We start from the raw sequence: 17,358 nt of genomic DNA, 5'->3' as shown, positions 1-17,358 counted from the left end.
CCTGAGCGGGGGTGGAGCCGGCCCGTCCGCCCCCGGCGGCGGGTGCGCGGTCTCACCCCGGATCCGGTGGCCGCTCCGGAGCGCCCATTCCGCACGCGCCAGGGCGCGGGCTCAGGCCCGCCGCAGGCGGTCCCGCGCCGCTCGGTGGTCCGGCGCGTCGGCGAAGGCCTTGCGCATCGCGTGCCAGAGCGGCTTGCGGCGCCACGCCCCGTCGAAGGGCAGCGCCCGCTGGGGCAGCCCGTCCGGGCGGCGCCGGTCGGGGTGGCCGTTGAGCCAGGTGGCGGGATCGTAGAAGTCCCAGGTCAGGACGTTCAGGACGGCCGGCTCGTCGAGCACCACGTCGAGGTAGCGGCGGGCGTAGTCCGCCACCATCCGGTCCCGGGTCGGGATGTCGGCGGGGAAGGCGCGGTCGTCGAAGTCCAGCTCCGTGATCTCGATGCCGAGCCCCATCTGGCCGAGCTCGCGCAGGAATCGGCGGAGCTGGCGCTCGTCGATCGGGATCGGGCTCGCGAGGTGCGATTGCAGGCCGAAGCGGTGGATCGGCACGCCGCGCGCCCGCATGCCCTCGATCCGGCGCAGCACCAGCGTGCGGCGGGCCTCCATCCAGGGCACGCCCTGCTCCACGGCGTCCTCGTTCCAGGTGCCCGCCGCCTTGGGGTCGACCTCGTGCAGGATGCGGAAGGCGAGGTCGATGTAGTCGGGGCCGAGCGCCGCGAGCCACGGCGTCTCGCGCAGGCCGTCGGCGCGGCGGATCTCGCCCTGCGCCAGCACCTCGTTGACGACGTCCCACGCCTCGATCCGGCCGCGGCAATGGCCCGCCACGGCGCCGATCCAGCGCCGCAGGAAGCTCTCCGCCTGATAGGCGCCGGCGCGGGCGAGAAGCGGCTGCGCCCAGGCGGGGATGCCGTCGTGCCAGACCAGGGTGTGGCCGCGCAGGCGCTGCCCGTTGGCGCGGGCGAGCCGCAGCACCTTGTCGGTCTCGGAGAAATCCTCGACGCCGGGGGCGGTCAGGATGCTCAGCATCTTCGTCTGGGTGTTGGGGACGAGGATGCCGCACTCGCGGGCGACCGCGGCGAGATAGGCCCGGTCCTCCATGCGCTCGACCGGCACGGCAGTGCCGTAGGCGAGGCCCGTCCGGGCGGCGGCCGCGTGCAGGCTGTCGGCCGACCACGAGCCCTCACGCGCGTGCGCCGCGGCGGCGCGGCCGGCGGGGACGAGACCGGCCAGTCCGGCGAGCACCGCGCGGCGGCTCGGATCGGGTTTACTCACGGGCGGGGCGGGGGTGATCTCGGGACGGGGAGGTCCATTCAAGCACGCGGCCGGCGCGCGCGCGAGCCCTCGACAATCCGCCCCTCCGCCCCACCCTCCGGACACCCGGCCACCGCGGCCTTAGGATTCGGAAGGCGACCCGCATGTCCCAGCACCCCGCCCTTGCCCCGGGCCGCTGCGCCCTCGTGACGGGGGCGGCGAGCGGCCTCGGCCTCGCCGCCGCCCGGGCCTTCGCGGGCCTCGGCATGAACGTCTGGCTCGCGGATCTCCCCGGCGAGGCGCTGGAGGCCGCCCGCGCCGAGGTCGCGGCGGTCGCCGCCGTCGAGGTGCGCGCGGTGCCGACCGATGTCGGCGACCGGGCGGCGGTGGACGCGCTCCGCGACGCCGTGCTGGCGCATGGGGGACCGCCCGCGGTGCTGATGCTCAACGCCGGGATCGAGGCCGGCGGCCGGCTCTTCTCCGACCTCGACCTCTGGCACCGCATCCTCGACACCAACCTCTGGGGCGTCGTGAACGGGATCGGCACCTTCGTGCCGGGCATGATCGAGGCGGGCCGGCCCGGCGCGGTGATCGTCACCGGCTCGAAGCAGGGCATCACCACGCCGCCGGGCAACACGCCCTACAACGTCTCGAAGGCGGGGGTGAAGGTGGTGACGGAGGCGCTCGCCCACGACCTCGCCGGGCGCGCGGGCTGCCCGGTCACCGCCCACCTCTTTATCCCCGGCTTCGTCTATACCGGCCTCACCCGGGCGCGCGGCGCCGCCGAGAAGCCGGAGGGCGCCTGGACGCCGGAGGAGACGGTCGCCTTCCTGCTGGAGCGTCTCGGGCGGGGCGACTTCTACATCCTCTGCCCCGACAACGAGACGACGCGGGCCCAGGACGAGCGCCGCATCGCCTGGGCGGCGGGCGACATCATCGAGAACCGGCCCGCGCTCTCCCGCTGGCACCCGGACTTCGCCGAGGCCTTTCGGCGGCACATGGAGGGATAAGCCGACCCTGCTCCGGTGCGTCAATCCATAATAGGAAAGTATTAACATTTTCTGCTCGATGTCCTACGCCGATCGGAAGATCAGTGGCGGGCAGCTATGACAAACAGACGCTTCACCCTCGATGCTCACCCGATCCGATGGGAGCTTGCGGGCCTTGCCGTCGAGTTGGCGCTCCTGCGGCTGCACCTTGCGTTCGAACGCTTCAATCCACTCCAGCCACGTGTGCCTGCAGGACATGACGGGGGTGGTCAGTGGACCAGCGATGACTCTTTCATCCAGCCCGCAGCGGGCCGCGAACGTGACCGGCCGTCCGGACAGGAACTCGCGAAGGATCCCTATCTCAACCGCCATATCGTAGACGGACACGTCGGGAAGACGGATCAAGAGTTGATTGCGCGCCTGGCGGCGATGCAGGAGTGCATTCTTTTTGGCTTACTACCCAATCAACACCGAGGAAAAGCGTCGGATCTTTCGATAGCATAGAGGCTGCGATAAGTTACATATCGGACACTTTGAAGAATCATATAGACGAAGTAGATAGGGTCGCCGCCGGGGCTCAAAAGGACGCGTTTCTGCAGACGTGGTTTGGTTATTCGACAGGACGCGAAGCTGTCAGTATTTCGATGGGCACGCCAATCCGAATCAGGACCACCTACGGCGTCGCTATATTCATGGTTCACGATCCAGATGCTGAACGAGGATTTCGCATCATCACTGCATATCCCGAAAATGCCGACGAGGATTGAACCGGATTTTGGAAATGAGAGAAATATTCCTAGAATATTCCCGATTCTTCCATCAGGATTGCGAGGTGTATGGGCCCAATTTAGAGGATGCGATTGCAACGCCGCTAAGGATGCTTGGTAAGGAAAAATCGAAAATCCTCGAGATCTATCTGAAATCTGTTTTAGACGACGGTACCGACGATAATAACCTTGCAGAGATGTGGTATCATTCCAAAGCGTCGATATATTTCACTGACAAGACCGTCTACAGGCCGTTCCTGCAGGCGATATGCGATACGGCTGGGACATACGCGCAGAGCCCGGATTGGGCAGGCCGACAGCCGTCCCAGCCCGCTCCGGTTGCAACCTCTGCCGCGACGGAGCCTGACAGGCCGCGATGTGCCGCGCTCGTGAGGGGCCCCGTCTGGCTAAGCCCTTGCGAGGGGTATAATCGGATCGGCGAAGCAGCCGGTGCGTTCGGAGCGCCCGCCTTCGAGGCCGCACGAACCCGGGAGCCGCCCTTGGCCACCATCATCCCCGTCGCCTCCTTCGACTGCGTCGTGTTCGGCGCCACCGGCGACCTCACCACCCGCAAGCTCCTGCCGGCCCTCTACTACCGCTACAAGGACGGGCAGATCCCGCCGACGAGCCGCATCATCGGCGCGTCGCGCTCCGAGATCACGGGTGACCAGTTCCGCGAGCGGGCGCGGGACGCCCTCAAGCGCTTCGTGCCGGGCCACGACCTCACCGAGGAGGCGCTGTCGGCCTTCGTCGACCATCTCGGCTACGTCGCGGTGGACGGCGCGGGCGAGGACGGCTGGGAGGCCCTCGCGGAGAAGCTCGCCGAGCGGCCGGACCAGGTGCGTCCCTACTACCTGGCCACCTCGCCCGACCTCTACGGCGCGATCTGCCGGAACCTCGCGCGCCACGGGCTCATCGGCGAGAAGAGCCGCGTCGTGCTGGAGAAGCCGATCGGCAAGGACCTGAAATCGGCCCGCGCCATCAACGACGCGGTCGGCGAGGTCTTCCCCGAGGAGCAGATCTTCCGGATCGACCACTATCTGGGCAAGGAGACGGTCCAGAACCTGCTGGCGCTGCGCTTCGCCAACACCATCTTCGAGCGGCTCTGGACCGCCGACGTGATCGACCACGTGCAGATCACGGTGGGCGAGACGGTGGGCGTCGAGGGCCGGGCCGGCTACTACGACACCTCGGGCGCCCTGCGGGACATGGTGCAGAACCACCTCCTGCAGCTCCTCTGCCTCACCGCCATGGAGAGCCCGCTCAACCTCGACGCGAACTCCGTGCGCGACGAGAAGCTGAAGGTGCTCCGCGCCCTGAAGCCCATCACGGTGAACGACGTCCAGCACGTCACCGTGCGCGGCCAGTACGCGGCGGGCGCCGTCGAGGGCAAGCCGGTGGAAGGCTACCTCACCGATCTCGGTCCCGGGTCGCAGAGCCGGACCGAGACCTTCGTGGCGCTCAAGCTCGAGGTGCAGTCCTGGCGCTGGGCGGGCGTGCCCTTCTACCTGCGCACGGGCAAGCGCCTGCCGCAGAAGATGTCCGAGATCGTGGTGCAGTTCCGCGCCTCGCCCTTCTCGATCTTCCCCGAGGAATCCTTCGGGCGGGAGCCGAACCGGCTCGTCATCCGCCTGCAGCCGCAGGAGGGCATGAAGCTCGAGGTGATGACCAAGGATCCGGGCCCCGGCGGCATGCGCCTGCGGCCGACCGGCCTCGACATCTCCTTCGAGGAGACCTTCAAGCAGCGCTACCCCGACGCCTACGAGCGCCTGCTGATGGATGTGGTGCGCGGCAACCCGACGCTGTTCATGCGCCGCGACGAGGTCGAGGTCGCCTGGGCCTGGGCGGACTCGCTCCTGAAGGCCTGGGCCGACCGGCCCGAGGCGCCCCGCCCCTACGCCGCGGGCTCCTGGGGGCCGACCGCCGCGATTGCCCTGATCGAGCGCGACGGGCGCACGTGGCATGAGGACCTGCGCTGACGCGCACCTGTCTCGAAGACCCGCGCCGACGCAACAAGAGCCCGGACCTCGCGCGGTCCGGGCTCCGCCCCCGCCCTCCGGCGGACCGGAGGGCATCCGGTCGGGCGATCGGCCGGTGTTTAGCGGCCCGTCGTCGTGGTCGACTTCACCGGCTTCTCGCCGGGCTCGTGCGACATCGTCTTCGTCCGCGATTCCACCGACTCGCCGTCGCGCACCTTGGTCTTGGTCTGCGATTTCGAGAAGGTGCCGCCGTCGTGGGCCATCGCCTTGGACTGTCCGTTGAGGCCCTGCCCGGTCTCGTTCACGTTCGAGCGGCTCTTGGCCTTGTCGCCTGCGGCGGCGCCCCCGGTGGCGAGGGAGGAGCCGGTTCGCCCGTCCGCGCCCGTCGAGGTGCCGCCGGTGCCGACCGTCGAGGCCGAGGTGCCGCCAGCGGCCGCCGAGCCGGCGCTGCCGCCGGTGGCGCTCGTCTGCGCGAGGGCGGAGCCCGCGAGGAAGGTGGCGCAGAGCGCCAGGGGAAGGATCAGGCGGAGCATCGAGCCTCTCACTTCTTGTCGGGGTTGCGGGTGACGACGCAGTCGCCGGAGCCCGCGACCACGGCCGAGCCGTTGCCGCTGGTGCTCACCGACGAGCTGGTGCGGCCGTCGCCGGAGCGGACGGTGACCGAGTTCGGGCCGGTGCTGGAGCTCGTGGCGCCTCCCGGACCGGCCGTGACGGAACTCGTCACGCCGCCGTCGCCCTTCGAGCGCTCCTCCACCACGCGGCAGGGCTTGCCCTCGCTGTTGGTGGCGGTGGTGCCGCCCGACACGCCTCCGGGTCCGGCCGTGACGGTGCTGGTCTGCGCGTAGCCCGCCGCCACCGCGCCCGTGAGGGCCGCGGCGCCGAAGGCCGGCAGCAGGAGGCTGGGGAAGCTGAAGCGCGACATGGAGGTCTCCCTGAGCGTCTGCCTGGATGGCGTCCCGGGCGCCGCCTCGCGGCGTGCCCGGGCGCGGGAGCTGGGCGGCACCGGGGCCGCCCGCACGGGATCGGGCTCAGCGCTTGTCGAGACCCTTGTGCTGGCCGTGCTCGCCGGCCTTGCCGTGCTCGCCCGACTTGCCGGGGCCGTCCTTCATGCCGCTGTCCTTCGAGCCGGCCGACGAGCCGCCCGTGCCCACCGTCGAGCCGGTGGTGTTGCCCGCCGAGGAGCCGCCGGTGCCCACCGTGGACGAGCTGGTGCCGCTGCCGGCCGAGGAGCCGCCCGTGCCGAGCGTCGAGGAGGAGCCCGAGCCGCTGCCGGAGCCGGCGGACGAGCCGCCCGTGCCCACGGTCGAGGAGCTGGTGCCGCCGCCGGCCGAGGAACCGCCGGTGCCGACGGTCGAGCTCGACTGGGCGAGGGCCAGCGCGGCACCGCCCACGACGAAGGTGGTCGCCAGCGCGGCGACGCGAATCTGCTTCAGCAACATGGTTTTCCTCCGAATTGGCATTCGATATCTGGCTGATGCCTCGATATTCGCGGCCAGAAATGCACGACCGTCAGATACCGTTCCGAAGTTTTTCTTATGGTTTTTCGGAAATCGGGCGCTGAATTTGTTGCACGCACGGCAATTCGGGCGCAGTCCTCGCGAGATAGACTGCCGTTATGGTGCGGGTAGGCGCGCTTCTACGGGTCGGAACCCCGTGAGCCGGCGTGCCGATCCGGGAGCGGACGGGCCGAGAAACGGGGATGCGGCCGATCCGTTCCGTCGCGGCGACGGCGACCGTCCGGTCCCCGTCAGAGCGGGTCCTGCGCGACGAGGGCGAAGGTGAGGAGGTCGACGGAGGCGGCCCCGCCCCGCAGCAGGGCGCGCGCCGCGGCGTTCGCCGTGGCTCCCGTCGTGGCGACGTCGTCCACGAGGAGGACCCGCCGGCCCTGCAGCCGGGCGCGGCCGGCCTCCGGCACCCGGAAGGCGCCCTGGAGGTTGGCGGCGCGGCCGGCCCGGCTGAGGCCCACCTGCTGGCGCGTCGCCCGCACCCGCTTCAGCGCGCCGGGCTCGAAGGGTAGGCTCGCCGCGTGCGCGACCGGGCGGGCGAGCAGCGCGGCCTGGTTGAAGCGGCGCCGGAACAGGCGCCAGCGGTGCAGCGGCACCGGCACGACGCAATCCGCCTCGGCCAGGAGTTCCCGGCCGCGCGCCGCCATCATCCGGGCCATCGGTACGGCGAGGTCGAGACGATCCTCGTACTTGAGGCGGTGGACGAGGTCGCGCGCCGTCCCGTCGTAGAGGGCGACCGCTCGCGCCCGGCCGAAGACGGGCGGCTCCGCGATGGCGCGGGGCGAGAGGAGCGGGCCGATGCCGAGATCGAGGGCGAAGGGCGTGCCGTAGCGCGGGCACAGCGGCGCCTCGATCAGGCGCAGGGAAGCCCAGCAGGCGGGGCAGAGCGCGCCGGGATCGGCGGTGGCGGCACCGCAGGCGGCACAACTCGGCGGGTAGACGAGGCCGAGCGCGCCGCGCAGCAGCGCCCGGAGGGCGGGCGCCGCGCGGGGGAGCGGCGCCCGCAAGCGGCCCCTACTGCGCCGTCTGGCCGGGCTGCTGGCCCGCGTTGTTCCGGCGGTCCGCCTTGTTGGCGCGGTGCCGGCCGATGGCGCAGCCCGCAGCCGCACCGGCGACGCCGTGCCCGGCCATGTGGCCGGCGACGCCGCCGACGACGGCGCCCTTGATGCAGCCCTTGGCCTCGGCCGTGCTGCTGAGTGACAGGGCCGAGAGGACCATCGCGGCTCCGAGGACGATGCGCTTCATGGCTGGATACTCCGATTGCGGTGGAGCGAGAACGGCTCCACCCCCGCGCCGTTCCGACCTCGCGCAAGCGTGATTGCGGCGGCTGGATTAAACCTCCGGCAGCGCGAATGGGTCCGGAGCGTCCCGCTGCGTGCATGCCGCCGCCGGCCCGGGGCGCTGGCATCCGTCCGGGCACCGCCCCATTCTCTGCCCGATGGATGCCCCGATTCCCCTGTTCGACACCGGGCTCGCCCGCCGCCGCCTCGCCCGGGCCCGGACGGTCGGCTACGCCGACTTCCTGCTCGCGCGCGCGGTCGAGGATCTGGAGGACAGGCTCGGCGCGGTGCTGCGGCGCTTCGCCGACGCCCTCGACCTCGCCACGCCGACACCGGCCGCCGCGCTGAGCCTCGCCGCCGGCGGGCGCTCGGGAAGCGTGCTGCGCCTCTCGCCCGTGCCCGAGGCGCCGGACGGGCTCGCGCGCGCGGTCGGCGATCCGGAGGCGCTGCCTTTCGCCCCTGGAAGCTTCGACCTCGCGGTCTCCCTGCTCGCGCTCCAGCACGTCAACGACCTGCCCGGCACCCTCGTCCAGCTCCGCCGCGCCCTGCGGCCGGACGGCCTCTTCGTCGGCTGCCTCCTCGGCGGCCGCAGCCTGACGGAGCTGCGCCAGGCCTTCGCGGCGGCCGAGAGCGAGGTCGAGGACGGGATCAGCCCGCGCGTCGCGCCCTTCGCCGAGGTGCGCGACCTCGGCGGCCTGATGCAGCGGGCGGGCTTCGCCCTGCCGGTCACCGACACCGAGACCCTGACCGTGCGCTACGCCGACCCCTTCGCCCTGATGCGGGACCTGCGCGCGATGGGCCTCACCAACGTCCTGACCGAGCGCCGCCGCACCCCCTTGCGCCGGGCGACGCTGGTGCGCGCGGCCGAGATCTACGCCGACCGCTTCGCCGACCCGGACGGGCGCCTGCGGGCGAGCTTCGAGATCCTCTGGGTCTCGGGCTGGGCGCCGCACGAGAGCCAGCAGAAGCCGCTCAAGCCCGGCAGCGCCCGGGCGCGCCTCGCGGACGCGCTCAACACGCGCGAGATCGATCCCGACAGCATCCCCGCCGAGAGGAGCCCGCGATGAGAGAACCCGGCCCCGACCACCCGATCACGATCGCGCCGCACGCCAACCGGGTGCGGGTGAGCGTGGGGAGCGTCGCCGTCGCCGACACGCGGGCCGCCCTGCGGCTCAGCGAGGCGAGCTACCTGCCCGTCCTCTACATCCCCCGCACGGACGCGACGTTCGTGCTGTTCCGCAGGAGCGCCCGCACCAGCCACTGCCCCTACAAGGGGGCGGCGAGCTACTACGACATCGTGGTCAACGGCGCGGTGCGCCCGAACGCGGTCTGGAGCTACGAGGATCCGTTCCCGGCGGTCGAGGCGATCCGCGGCCACCTCGCCTTCTACCCGGACAAGGTCGACGCCATCGAGGAAGGTTAGGGACCGCCCGTCGTCCCGGATCGGCCCGCGGGCGACCCGGGACGACGGTCCCGCCGAACGGGCGAGGGCTGCCCCTACTTGTCGAGGTCCTGCGCCATCTTCAGGTGATGGTCGAGATGCGGCTGGGTCTTGGTGGCCCAGGTCTTCAGCTCGGCATTGTCGCCGCTCTTCGCGTAGCGGCCGAACAGGTCCACGGCGTCCTTGTGCGCCTTCACCTGGTCGCTGTGGTACTGCTTGTTGAAGTCGTTGCCCTGCAGGCCCTTCAGCTTGTCGAGCTTGCTCTGGTGCGCGCTGTCGAGCTCCGTCGGCAGCGTCGCCTGCACCTTGCCGCCCTGGACGAGGCCCTTCAGCTCGCTGGTGGTCTTCTGGTGCTCCTCGATCATCTGCTTGGCGTAGGTCTTCGTGGCGTCGTCGCCCCGCTCGGTGGCGAGCTGGCTCGACTGGATCTCGAACATGTCGCTGATCGCGGCCTCCTTCACGAAGTCGGCGGTCGAGGGCGCCGCGCCGACGAGCGAGTTCAGGCCGCTCTTCTCGCTGAGCGACTGGGCGAGGCTGGGCGTCGCCGCGGGAACCGCGAGGGCGGCCACGCAGGCAGCAACTAGAAGATGTTTTTTCATGTCAGTTTCCCTCCAGAATTGAATGCAGGGGGAAGATTCAGCGGCCCCTCGGAGTTCCGTCCGCGTCCGCCTGCCGCTGCCCTCAGCGGCCGCCGACGAGACTCCAGAAGGCGTGCTTGCGGCCGTGGTCACGCCGCAGGCGCTCGCGAAAGGCGCCGTATTCCGGATCGATCGGCTCGAGCTGGGCGAGGTAGCGCGCCGCGTGGGCGTAGGCCTGGCTGCGGCCGCGGTCGAGGATGTCGTCGATCAGGCGGCGGTAGAGCAGGGCGGCGGCCTCCGGGCGGGCCTGCTCCAGGGCCTCGGCGGCCGGTGCCAGCACCTCGTAGCGCTCGCCCTCCCAGGTCCCGGCCCGGTCGAGCACGAGGCGACCGGCCCGGTCGAGATCCGGCCAGTTGATGAGGAAGGTCAGCGCCCGGTAGGGCTGCGGGAAGGCCGTCGCCCGGTCGAAGGCGGCGCGCAGCGCCTCGTCGTCCTCGAAATCCGGCAGTTTGGCGAGGTAGTCGCGCAGCATCCCGGCGTCGAGGCTGTCGTGGAAGCGCTGCCAGCGCAGGGCCTGCGCCTCCTCGCCCCGGCCGAGCGCGTCGAGGATGCGGATCTCGGCGGCCGCGCGGGCCCGCACCGGGGCCTCGGCGTCGACGCGCCCGGTGATCAGCGCCTCGCGCGTCACGGGCGCCGCACCCCGCTGCCGAGGCCGGCGGACCCGCTCCAGAGCCTCCTCGGGTCGGCCGGCGGCGAGGAGGCGCTCCGCGATCGCGACGTTGTCCGCGGCCTCGCCGGCCACCGCCTCCTCCAGCGCGACGAAGGCGTCGACGTCGCCGCGCCGGTCGGCGATGTCCTGGCGCGCCCGCAGGAGGCGGCCGCGCGCGCGGCCCGCGCGCCAGTCGCCGGGCTCCTCGGGGATCGAGGCGAGGGCCTGCGCGAGCTCCGCGTCGAGGGCGGGAAGCGCGCCGTCCGGCAGGCGGGGGATCAGGTCGAGGAAGAGCATCCCGAGCGGCCCGTCGGGATCGCCCGCGACGAGGGGCAGGATCCGGGCCGCGAAGCCGGCCGCCTCGCCTTCCGACAGGGCGCCGACGATCTCGACCGCCGCCTCCGCCGCGCGCTCGTAGACGCCCTCGGTGATGCCGAGGCTGTCGTCGACCCGCGCGAGCACGCCCGAGGCGCCGTCGAGGAAGCGCACCAGCCGGTCGAGGGCGGCCACCGCGTCGAGGGGCCGGAGCTCGTCGACGATCACCGAAACGGTGGCGTTCAGGTCCGCCGTGAAGGCGCGCCGCCGCTGCCAGTCGATGAAGCCCCGCGCGCCCTCCAGCGCCGAGAGACGCCGGTCGACGATGGCCGCGACCGCCTCCGGTCCCTGCAGGGCTGCGAGCGCCGCACTGACGATCTTCTTGAAGGCGGGGTTGCGCGCGGTCTCGCCGAGGATCAGGCCGATCAGCCGCTCGGGCGGCAATCCGGACAGGGTCTCGACGGAGGGCGTGGTGCGGCGCCCGCCCTTGCGTCTCGGCGCGTCCGCGCGCCCCGCGGTGGCCTCGGGCTCGGCCGCCGCAGCCTTCGGCCTGCGCGCCATCGCGTCCGCCGGCCGGCCTCCGGCCGCTCGCCCCGGCGCCTACTCGACGACCCGGGCGATCGGCCGGTCGTGGCCGTCGGACGTCTCGTCGTGCCAGGCGCCCTGGCCGTCCTGGTAGCGGATGCCCTCGGTTGAGCCCGGGATCTGCTGCTCGGCCGCGGCGCGCTGGGCGGCCTGGAGCGCCTCCTCCCGGCTCCGGAAGGTCTCGGAGAACACGTCGCCGACCTTGTAGGCGAAGCCGCCGTCGTGCTCGACGATCCGGTAGGTGATCTCGCTCATGGCCGCTCCTCATCGGTTGGGTTGGCTGTGCGCGAACCCGCGGAGGGCGCGGCCGGTTCCTCCGCGCCCCCGCCTTCGCGCTCAGTGGCGCGTCGGGGCAGGGGCTGCCAGGCGCGCCACCGCCGCCTCGCAGCCCGCGATCAGCGAGCCGCGCAGGTCGTCCTCGGCGTAGCCCGCGCCGTCCGGGAAGGCGACGGTCTGGACCCGCCCGTCGCCGGTGCGGCGGATATGGGCGAGCCAGCCTGTATCGGCCCGCTCGAACCGCGCCTCGTAGGTCTCGCCGTCCTGCTCGAACCGATGCGGCTCCATGCCCGCTCCCCGTCTCTTCTCGCCCCGCCCGCGCCCCGCGCTATCTCAGCCGGCGAGCGACGCCGAATACCCTGAAGGACCTGCGCACGAGACCCGCCGAGACACGCCATGCGAATCCGCGCCGCCCTGCCCCTGCTGCTCGCCCTCGCCGCCGGCCCGGCCGCCGCCCAGGTGGGCCCCGGCTTCCCCGGCAGCACGGTCGGCCTGCCGGCCTCGGGCGTGCCCGCGAACCCGTTCGCCTCGAACTATCCCTCGGGCCCGCCCCCGGCCGTCATCGTGGAGCGGGCGGGGCCGCGCGTCTACCATCCGCGCCGCGCCCTTGGCTCGCGGAGCGCGGTGCGGGAGCGCCTGCCGCCGGGCCGGGCGAGGCGGTGACGCCCCGCCGGCTCAGGCCGCGTCGAGGGCGGCCGCGATCGCGCTGATCAGGCGCGGGTCGGTCGGCTCGACCTGCGTGGCGAAGGCCCCCGCCAGCGAGCCGTCCCGGGCGACGAGGTATTTGTGGAAGTTCCAGCGCGGCGTCTCGCCCGGCTTCTCGGCGGCGGCCCATTGGTAGAACGGGTGCGCGTTCGGCATCCGCACCCGGGTCTTGGCCGTCATCGGGAAGGTGACGCCGTGGTTCCTGCGCGCCGCCTCGACGATCGCCGCGCCGTCGAGGGGCTCCTGGTTTCCGAAATCGGGCGAGGGCACGCCGATCACCGTCAGGCCCCGGTCCTGGAAGCGCGTCCACACCGTCTGCAACCCCGCCAGTTGCCCGGCGAAGCCGCAGGCGGTGGCCGTGTTGACGACGAGGATCGGCTTGCCCGCGAGGTCGCTCAGGGGAAAGGGGCCTCCCTCGGTCCGGTCGAAGGCGAAGGCGCCCGCCCGCGCGCCGGTCCGCTCCGTCGCGGATACGGAGGTGGCGCCGGCGAGCGCGCCGCCGATGAGGAGGATGGCTTCGCGGCGCAACAGGCTCATGGCGCTCTCCGGCAGACGGTATCGCACAATCTAGTGACCGCGCGGGCTCCGTCCAGCAAGTCTCGCGGCAGCGGGAACCTTCCGGCGGGGCGTCGCTTGTGCGGGTGCACAATCGATCATTGGAAGAGACCCTCTCCATGCGCAGCCTGCTCGCCGCCACGGCCCTTCTCCTGACGGGCGCGACCGCCGTCCTCGCCCAGGCGCCGGATGCGGGCCAGCCGGCCGCCCCCGCCGCTCAGCCGGACACCCCGCGCCCCGAGGCCCCGAAGCCCGACGCGGCCAAGGTCGACGCAGCTAAGCCCGAGGCAGCCAAGCCCGTCGAGCCGGTGCCGGGCCAGCCCGCCACGCTCACCGGCGATCTGCGCCCGACCTTCGTCGCGCAGGCGCCCAGCGACATGGTGGCCTCGAAGCTCGTCGGGCTGACGATCCAGAACGCCAGCAACGAGACGATCGGCGAGATCGCCGACGTGGTGCTCGACGAGGGCGCCCGGGTGAAATCCTGGATCGTCGGCGTCGGCGGCTTCCTCGGCATCGGGACCAAGTACGTCGCCGTCGATCCGAGCGCGATGCGCCTCGTCCGCGCCGAGGGCAACAAGCTCAAGGCGACGATCAACACGGACAAGGATCAGCTGCGCGCCGCGCCCGAATACGTCTATCTGGGGCAGCAGAAGAAGGACGAGCCCAAGAAGTAGGGTTCAGCCGAAGGAGGCTCAGCCCCGGTTCGCGAGGGCCTCGCGCACGGTGCTCGCCACCGAGCCGTCGCGCAGGTGGCGCGCGACGAGGAGCGCGTCCGGCATCAGGTCGGACGCCGCCGCGTCGAGGGCGGCGACGTCGCTCGCCAGCACGATGCGCAGGCCGGGGCGGAGCGCCCGGGCCTCCAGGGCGAGCTGGGAGCAGCAGAGCTCGCCGTCCAGCGAGACGTCGGCCACGAGCACGTCGACGGGGAGCCCGAGGGCGAGCACCGTGAGGGCGTCGACGCCGCAATCGCAGGCCGTGGCGCCGTAGCCCGCCCGCCGGATCTGCCCCGCGATCTCGTCGCGCCACTGCTTCTGGCGACCTGCAATGAGAACCTGAACCCCGTAGACGCCCGCCCGCAGGGCGGCGCTCATGGCAGCGGATCCGACGTCAGGACGTGCCATCGCGCCCTCGATCTCGTGTTCGCGTTGCATCGCACCATGCTATGCCGACCGGCCGCGCGCGCACAAGACCCCTGCCGCATTTGCGCCGCAAGCCTGAACGGAGTGCCCGCCGGCTGCGCAGGCAAGCATAGCCGGCATGCGGTTGACGCAGGAGGGCAGGGCGGGCAACAGGGCCGCGCCCTCGTGACGGAGCCCGCCGGACCGATGTCCTCCGCCAAGCAGCCCCCCGTATCGCCGCTCGCCCCCGAATCAGTACCGGACCTGCCGCCGGTGCCCGGCGTCCGGCTCGCCACCGCGCAGGCCGGCATTCGCTACTCGGGCCGCACCGACGTGCTCTACGTCGGGCTGGAGCCCGGTACCCGGGCGGCCGGCGTCTTCACGCGCTCGAAATGCCCCTCCGCGCCGGTCGACTGGTGCCGCGAGGCCCTTCGCGGCGCGGCGGCCCGCGCCCTCGTGGTCAACTCGGGCAACGCGAACGCCTTCACCGGCCTGAAAGGACGCGAGGCCGTGGCGCTGACCGCGAAGATCGCGGCCGCCGCCGCCGGCTGCCCGGAGGACGCGATCTTCATCGCCTCGACGGGGGTGATCGGCGAGCCGCTCGACGCCACGAAGTTCGAGGGCGTGCTCGCCGACTGCGCCGCCCGCGCCGAGGACGGCCCGTCCGCCTGGAACGCTGCCGCCCGCGCCATCATGACGACCGACACGTTCCCGAAGCTCGCGACCCGCACGGCCGAGATCGCGGGCACGCGCGTCACCCTCAACGGGATCGCCAAGGGCGCCGGCATGATCGCCCCCGACATGGCGACGATGCTGTCCTTCGTGTTCACGGATGCGGGGCTGCCGCAGCCCGTGCTGCAGGCGCTCCTCGCCGCGGGCACGGACAGGAGCTTCAACTGCGTCACGGTCGACGGCGACACCTCGACCTCCGACACCCTGCTGCTGTTCGCGACGGGCCGGGCCAGCAATCCCGAGGTCACCGACGCGGCCGACCCGCGCCTCGAGGGCTTCCGGGCGGCCCTGGACGACCTCCTGGTCGAGCTCGCGCAGCTCGTCGCCAAGGACGGGGAGGGCGCGCGCAAGTTCGTCACCGTCGAGGTCGGCGGCGCCGAGAGCGACGCCTCGGCCCACCGCATCGCCCTCTCCATCGCCAACTCGCCGCTGGTGAAGACGGCGGTGGCGGGCGAGGACGCGAACTGGGGCCGCGTGGTGATGGCGGTCGGCAAGGCGGGCGAGCCCGCCGACCGGGACCGCCTCGCGATCTGGTTCGGCGACGTGCGCGTGGCGGTCTCCGGTGCCCGCGATCCCGAGTACAGCGAGGCGGCCGCGAGCGCCGTGATGCGGGAGGCCGCCGTCACCATCCGGGTCGATCTCGGCCTCGGCGCGGGCCAGGCCCGCGTCTGGACCTGCGACCTGACCAAGGGCTACATCGAGATCAACGGGGATTACCGCTCGTGAGGGCGGCCCCTCTCGCCGCCCTCGGCCTCCTCGCGCTCGCCCTCGCCGCGCCCGCCCGTGCCGAAGAGGGGCGGGAGGACGGGCGCCTCGGCGACGGCCTGATCAGCGTGATCGGCCGGGCGCGCACCGAGACGCCCCCGGATTTCGCGAGCGTGGAGATCGGCGTCGAGGTGCGCGGCGCCACGCCGGCCGCCGCCCTCGACGGCACCAGCGAGGCCGCTCGCCGCATCGTGGCGCTGGCCGCCGAGTTCGGCGTGCCGGAGAGCGACGTCGGCACCACCGCCGTCACGCTCCAGCCCGTCACCCGCCAGATCCGCCAGCCGGACGGCACCTTCGTGGACAAGGCGGACGGCTACCGGGCCGCGAACCAAGTGCGCCTGCGGCTCGCCGACATGGGCCGCCTCGGCGACCTGATGCGGCGCTCGCTGGAGGCGGGGGCGAACCGCATCGACGGCGTCGCCTTCGGGCTCAAGGATCCCGAGGCGGCCGAGGCCGCGGTCCGGGTCGCGGCCATGAAGGACGCGGCCGCCCAGGCCGCCCGGCTCGCCGAGGCGGCCGGGGTGAAGCTCGGCCGCGTGGTCTCGATCCAGGCGCCGCCCCGCACCGGCGCCCCGCCGCCGATCCTGATGGCCGCGCCCGCGCCGATGCGGGCGAAGGGCCGCGGCGGCGTGGCCGTGCCGCTCGTCGCGGGCACCATCGAGGCGAGCGCCGAGGTCGCCGCCGCCTTCGCGATCCTGCCATGACCGGACCGGGGCCGCTGCGCCTCCTCCTCGTCGTCGCGGTCGCGCTCGTCGACGCGGACGGGCGGGTGCTCCTCGCGCAGCGTCCGCCGGGCAAGCAGCTCGCGGGCCTCTGGGAGTTCCCGGGCGGCAAGGTCGAGGCCGGCGAGCGGCCCGAGGCGACGCTGATCCGCGAGCTCGCGGAGGAGCTCGGCATCACGGTCGTGGAGCCGTGCCTCGCGCCGCTCACCTTCGCGAGCCACGCCTATCCGGACTTCCACCTGCTGATGCCGCTCTACGTCTGCCGCCGCTGGGAGGGCACCCCGCGCTCGCTCGAGGGCCAGGCCCTGCGCTGGGTGCGGCCGCGGGCCCTGCGCGACCTGCCGATGCCGCCGGCCGACGCGCCGCTGATCCCGTTCCTGATCGACCTCTTGGGACCGTAGGGGCCGGCCTCAGGCCCCGTTGCGCCCGAGCCCCGGTATGTCCCGCGCCTCGATCACCCGGACCAGGCCGCCCTGCCTGCCCAGCCGGAGCATGGCGCGGGCGAGCTCGCCGGTGTCGGTGACGTAGGCCGGCAAGACCCGCTGGATCAGGGGCAGGGCGGGTGCGAGCGCGCGGTAGAGCGCGTCGACGTAGGGCGTGCGCGAGCGGATGCCGTCGAGGGGGCGGATGCCGGCCGGGCGCACCGCGTAGACGCGCTTGAAGGGCAGCCGGAACAGGGCGTTCTCGGTCCGCCCGCGCACCCGGGCCCACATCACCCGGCCGCGCTCGCTCGCGTCGCTGCCCGCGGCCGAGACGTAGACGAAGGTCAGGCCGGGATCGAGCCGCGCGAGGGTGCCCGCCACCCGCAGGGTGAGGTGCTCCGTCACCGCGGCGTACTGCGCCTCGCTCAGGCCCACCGACGAGATGCCGAGGCAGAACAGGCAGGCGTCGTGCCCCTTCAGCTCCGCCTCGAGGCCCGACAGGTCGCCGGGATCCGCGCGGACGATCTCGCGCAGCTTCGGGTGGCTCTGGCCGCCGGGCCTGCGGGAGATCGAGAGGACGGATTCGACATCGCGATCGCGAAGCGCCTCCCGAAGGACCCCCTGGCCGATCATGCCGGTCGCGCCGAACAGGATCAGTCTCATCGCG

The 17,358-nt window shown here is 72.7% G+C and carries 24 protein-coding genes; 11 read left to right on the top strand and 13 right to left on the bottom strand.

Going from position 1 to position 17,358, the window contains the following annotated elements:
- Positions 1-111: 111 nt before the first annotated feature.
- Positions 112-1,239 carry an endo-1,4-beta-xylanase gene (locus tag MOX02_RS03830; RefSeq protein ID WP_244948427.1) on the bottom strand — a complete coding sequence of 376 codons (1,128 nt, stop codon included), beginning with the start codon at positions 1,237-1,239 and terminating at the stop codon, positions 112-114.
- Positions 1,240-1,412: 173 nt separating this feature from the next.
- On the opposite strand from MOX02_RS03830, the gene MOX02_RS03825 reads away from it, so the two are divergent.
- The 4 genes from MOX02_RS03825 (at position 1,413) to zwf (ending at position 4,983) form a co-directional block, all read left to right on the top strand.
- Positions 1,413-2,258: an SDR family NAD(P)-dependent oxidoreductase gene (locus MOX02_RS03825; protein ID WP_147024402.1), complete on the top strand. Its 846-nt coding sequence runs from the start codon at positions 1,413-1,415 to the stop codon at positions 2,256-2,258.
- 96 nt (positions 2,259-2,354) lie between these two features.
- On the top strand, positions 2,355-2,741 hold the full coding sequence (locus tag MOX02_RS03820; protein WP_147024401.1) for a hypothetical protein: 387 nt from the start codon (positions 2,355-2,357) through the stop codon (positions 2,739-2,741).
- A complete protein-coding gene (locus MOX02_RS32925) occupies positions 2,675-3,004 on the top strand; it encodes an RNase A-like domain-containing protein (RefSeq protein ID WP_170267650.1) in 330 nt (109 codons plus the stop codon). The genes MOX02_RS03820 and MOX02_RS32925 overlap by 67 nt, the downstream gene beginning before the upstream one ends.
- 500 nt (positions 3,005-3,504) lie before the next feature.
- Positions 3,505-4,983, top strand: a complete 1,479-nt coding sequence (zwf, locus tag MOX02_RS03815; protein ID WP_147024400.1) for a glucose-6-phosphate dehydrogenase — start codon at positions 3,505-3,507, stop codon at positions 4,981-4,983.
- A 119-nt stretch (positions 4,984-5,102) separates the two neighbouring features.
- On the opposite strand, the gene MOX02_RS03810 is transcribed toward zwf, so the two are convergent.
- The 5 genes from MOX02_RS03810 to MOX02_RS03790 all read right to left on the bottom strand — a co-directional run bounded on the left by MOX02_RS03810 (position 5,103) and on the right by MOX02_RS03790 (position 7,733).
- A complete protein-coding gene (locus tag MOX02_RS03810) occupies positions 5,103-5,516 on the bottom strand; it encodes a hypothetical protein (RefSeq protein ID WP_147024399.1) in 414 nt (137 codons plus the stop codon).
- 8 nt (positions 5,517-5,524) lie between these two features.
- Positions 5,525-5,905: a glycosyl hydrolase gene (locus MOX02_RS03805; RefSeq protein WP_238179525.1), complete on the bottom strand. Its 381-nt coding sequence runs from the start codon at positions 5,903-5,905 to the stop codon at positions 5,525-5,527.
- A 106-nt stretch (positions 5,906-6,011) separates the two neighbouring features.
- Positions 6,012-6,422, bottom strand: a complete 411-nt coding sequence (locus MOX02_RS03800; RefSeq protein ID WP_238179526.1) for a hypothetical protein — start codon at positions 6,420-6,422, stop codon at positions 6,012-6,014.
- Positions 6,423-6,730: 308 nt separating this feature from the next.
- Positions 6,731-7,495, bottom strand: a complete 765-nt coding sequence (locus tag MOX02_RS03795; protein WP_147024398.1) for a ComF family protein — start codon at positions 7,493-7,495, stop codon at positions 6,731-6,733.
- Between the two features lie 7 nt (positions 7,496-7,502).
- Positions 7,503-7,733, bottom strand: coding sequence for a hypothetical protein (locus MOX02_RS03790; RefSeq protein ID WP_147024397.1), 231 nt, complete (start codon positions 7,731-7,733; stop codon positions 7,503-7,505).
- A 193-nt stretch (positions 7,734-7,926) separates the two neighbouring features.
- On the opposite strand from MOX02_RS03790, the gene MOX02_RS03785 reads away from it, so the two are divergent.
- Positions 7,927-8,835 (top strand): methyltransferase domain-containing protein, encoded by a 909-nt coding sequence (locus MOX02_RS03785; protein ID WP_147024396.1) that lies wholly within the window; start codon positions 7,927-7,929, stop codon positions 8,833-8,835.
- The gene (locus tag MOX02_RS03780; RefSeq protein ID WP_147024395.1) at positions 8,832-9,191 is read left to right on the top strand and encodes a DUF427 domain-containing protein; all 360 of its coding nucleotides are present in this window, start codon (positions 8,832-8,834) and stop codon (positions 9,189-9,191) included. The genes MOX02_RS03785 and MOX02_RS03780 overlap by 4 nt, the downstream gene beginning before the upstream one ends.
- A gap of 74 nt (positions 9,192-9,265) precedes the next feature.
- On the opposite strand, the gene MOX02_RS03775 is transcribed toward MOX02_RS03780, so the two are convergent.
- From MOX02_RS03775 to MOX02_RS03760, 4 genes are all read right to left on the bottom strand, one after another.
- Positions 9,266-9,808 carry a DUF4142 domain-containing protein gene (locus MOX02_RS03775; protein WP_147024394.1) on the bottom strand — a complete coding sequence of 181 codons (543 nt, stop codon included), beginning with the start codon at positions 9,806-9,808 and terminating at the stop codon, positions 9,266-9,268.
- Positions 9,809-9,890: 82 nt separating this feature from the next.
- Positions 9,891-11,372 carry a DUF6880 family protein gene (locus tag MOX02_RS03770; protein WP_147024393.1) on the bottom strand — a complete coding sequence of 494 codons (1,482 nt, stop codon included), beginning with the start codon at positions 11,370-11,372 and terminating at the stop codon, positions 9,891-9,893.
- A gap of 39 nt (positions 11,373-11,411) precedes the next feature.
- Positions 11,412-11,651 carry a DUF2188 domain-containing protein gene (locus MOX02_RS03765; protein ID WP_132253668.1) on the bottom strand — a complete coding sequence of 80 codons (240 nt, stop codon included), beginning with the start codon at positions 11,649-11,651 and terminating at the stop codon, positions 11,412-11,414.
- Positions 11,652-11,732: 81 nt separating this feature from the next.
- Entirely contained in the window at positions 11,733-11,960 is a 228-nt protein-coding gene (locus MOX02_RS03760; RefSeq protein ID WP_147024392.1) for a hypothetical protein, read from the bottom strand.
- 108 nt (positions 11,961-12,068) lie between these two features.
- Between MOX02_RS03760 and MOX02_RS03755 the strand changes: the two genes are divergently transcribed.
- A complete protein-coding gene (locus tag MOX02_RS03755; RefSeq protein WP_147024391.1) occupies positions 12,069-12,335 on the top strand; it encodes a hypothetical protein in 267 nt (88 codons plus the stop codon).
- Between the two features lie 12 nt (positions 12,336-12,347).
- On the opposite strand, the gene MOX02_RS03750 is transcribed toward MOX02_RS03755, so the two are convergent.
- Positions 12,348-12,914 carry a glutathione peroxidase gene (locus tag MOX02_RS03750; RefSeq protein WP_147024390.1) on the bottom strand — a complete coding sequence of 189 codons (567 nt, stop codon included), beginning with the start codon at positions 12,912-12,914 and terminating at the stop codon, positions 12,348-12,350.
- Between the two features lie 137 nt (positions 12,915-13,051).
- On the opposite strand from MOX02_RS03750, the gene MOX02_RS03745 reads away from it, so the two are divergent.
- Complete coding sequence (locus tag MOX02_RS03745; RefSeq protein ID WP_147024389.1) at positions 13,052-13,606, top strand: PRC-barrel domain-containing protein; 555 nt, start codon at positions 13,052-13,054, stop codon at positions 13,604-13,606.
- Between the two features lie 18 nt (positions 13,607-13,624).
- Here MOX02_RS03745 and MOX02_RS03740 read toward each other — a convergent pair whose 3' ends face one another.
- Positions 13,625-14,023 (bottom strand): response regulator, encoded by a 399-nt coding sequence (locus MOX02_RS03740; protein WP_238179527.1) that lies wholly within the window; start codon positions 14,021-14,023, stop codon positions 13,625-13,627.
- Positions 14,024-14,257: 234 nt separating this feature from the next.
- On the opposite strand from MOX02_RS03740, the gene argJ reads away from it, so the two are divergent.
- From argJ to MOX02_RS03725, 3 genes are read left to right on the top strand one after another with little or no spacing between them, the layout of a single operon-like run.
- On the top strand, positions 14,258-15,508 hold the full coding sequence (gene argJ, locus MOX02_RS03735) for a bifunctional glutamate N-acetyltransferase/amino-acid acetyltransferase ArgJ (RefSeq protein ID WP_147024388.1): 1,251 nt from the start codon (positions 14,258-14,260) through the stop codon (positions 15,506-15,508).
- Positions 15,505-16,251, top strand: coding sequence for an SIMPL domain-containing protein (locus MOX02_RS03730; protein WP_147024387.1), 747 nt, complete (start codon positions 15,505-15,507; stop codon positions 16,249-16,251). Before argJ ends, MOX02_RS03730 begins: the two co-directional genes overlap by 4 nt.
- Positions 16,248-16,670: a (deoxy)nucleoside triphosphate pyrophosphohydrolase gene (locus MOX02_RS03725; protein WP_147024386.1), complete on the top strand. Its 423-nt coding sequence runs from the start codon at positions 16,248-16,250 to the stop codon at positions 16,668-16,670. The genes MOX02_RS03730 and MOX02_RS03725 overlap by 4 nt, the downstream gene beginning before the upstream one ends.
- Positions 16,671-16,679: 9 nt before the next feature.
- On the opposite strand, the gene MOX02_RS03720 is transcribed toward MOX02_RS03725, so the two are convergent.
- Positions 16,680-17,354 (bottom strand): NAD(P)H-binding protein, encoded by a 675-nt coding sequence (locus MOX02_RS03720; RefSeq protein WP_147024385.1) that lies wholly within the window; start codon positions 17,352-17,354, stop codon positions 16,680-16,682.
- Between the last annotated feature and the right edge of the window lie 4 nt (positions 17,355-17,358).

Source organism: Methylobacterium oxalidis (assembly GCF_007992195.1).
In the GTDB taxonomy this organism is placed as follows: domain Bacteria; phylum Pseudomonadota; class Alphaproteobacteria; order Rhizobiales; family Beijerinckiaceae; genus Methylobacterium; species Methylobacterium oxalidis.
The sequence above is the reverse complement of the archived record's forward strand: the minus strand, read 5'-3'. Positions and strand labels throughout refer to the sequence as shown.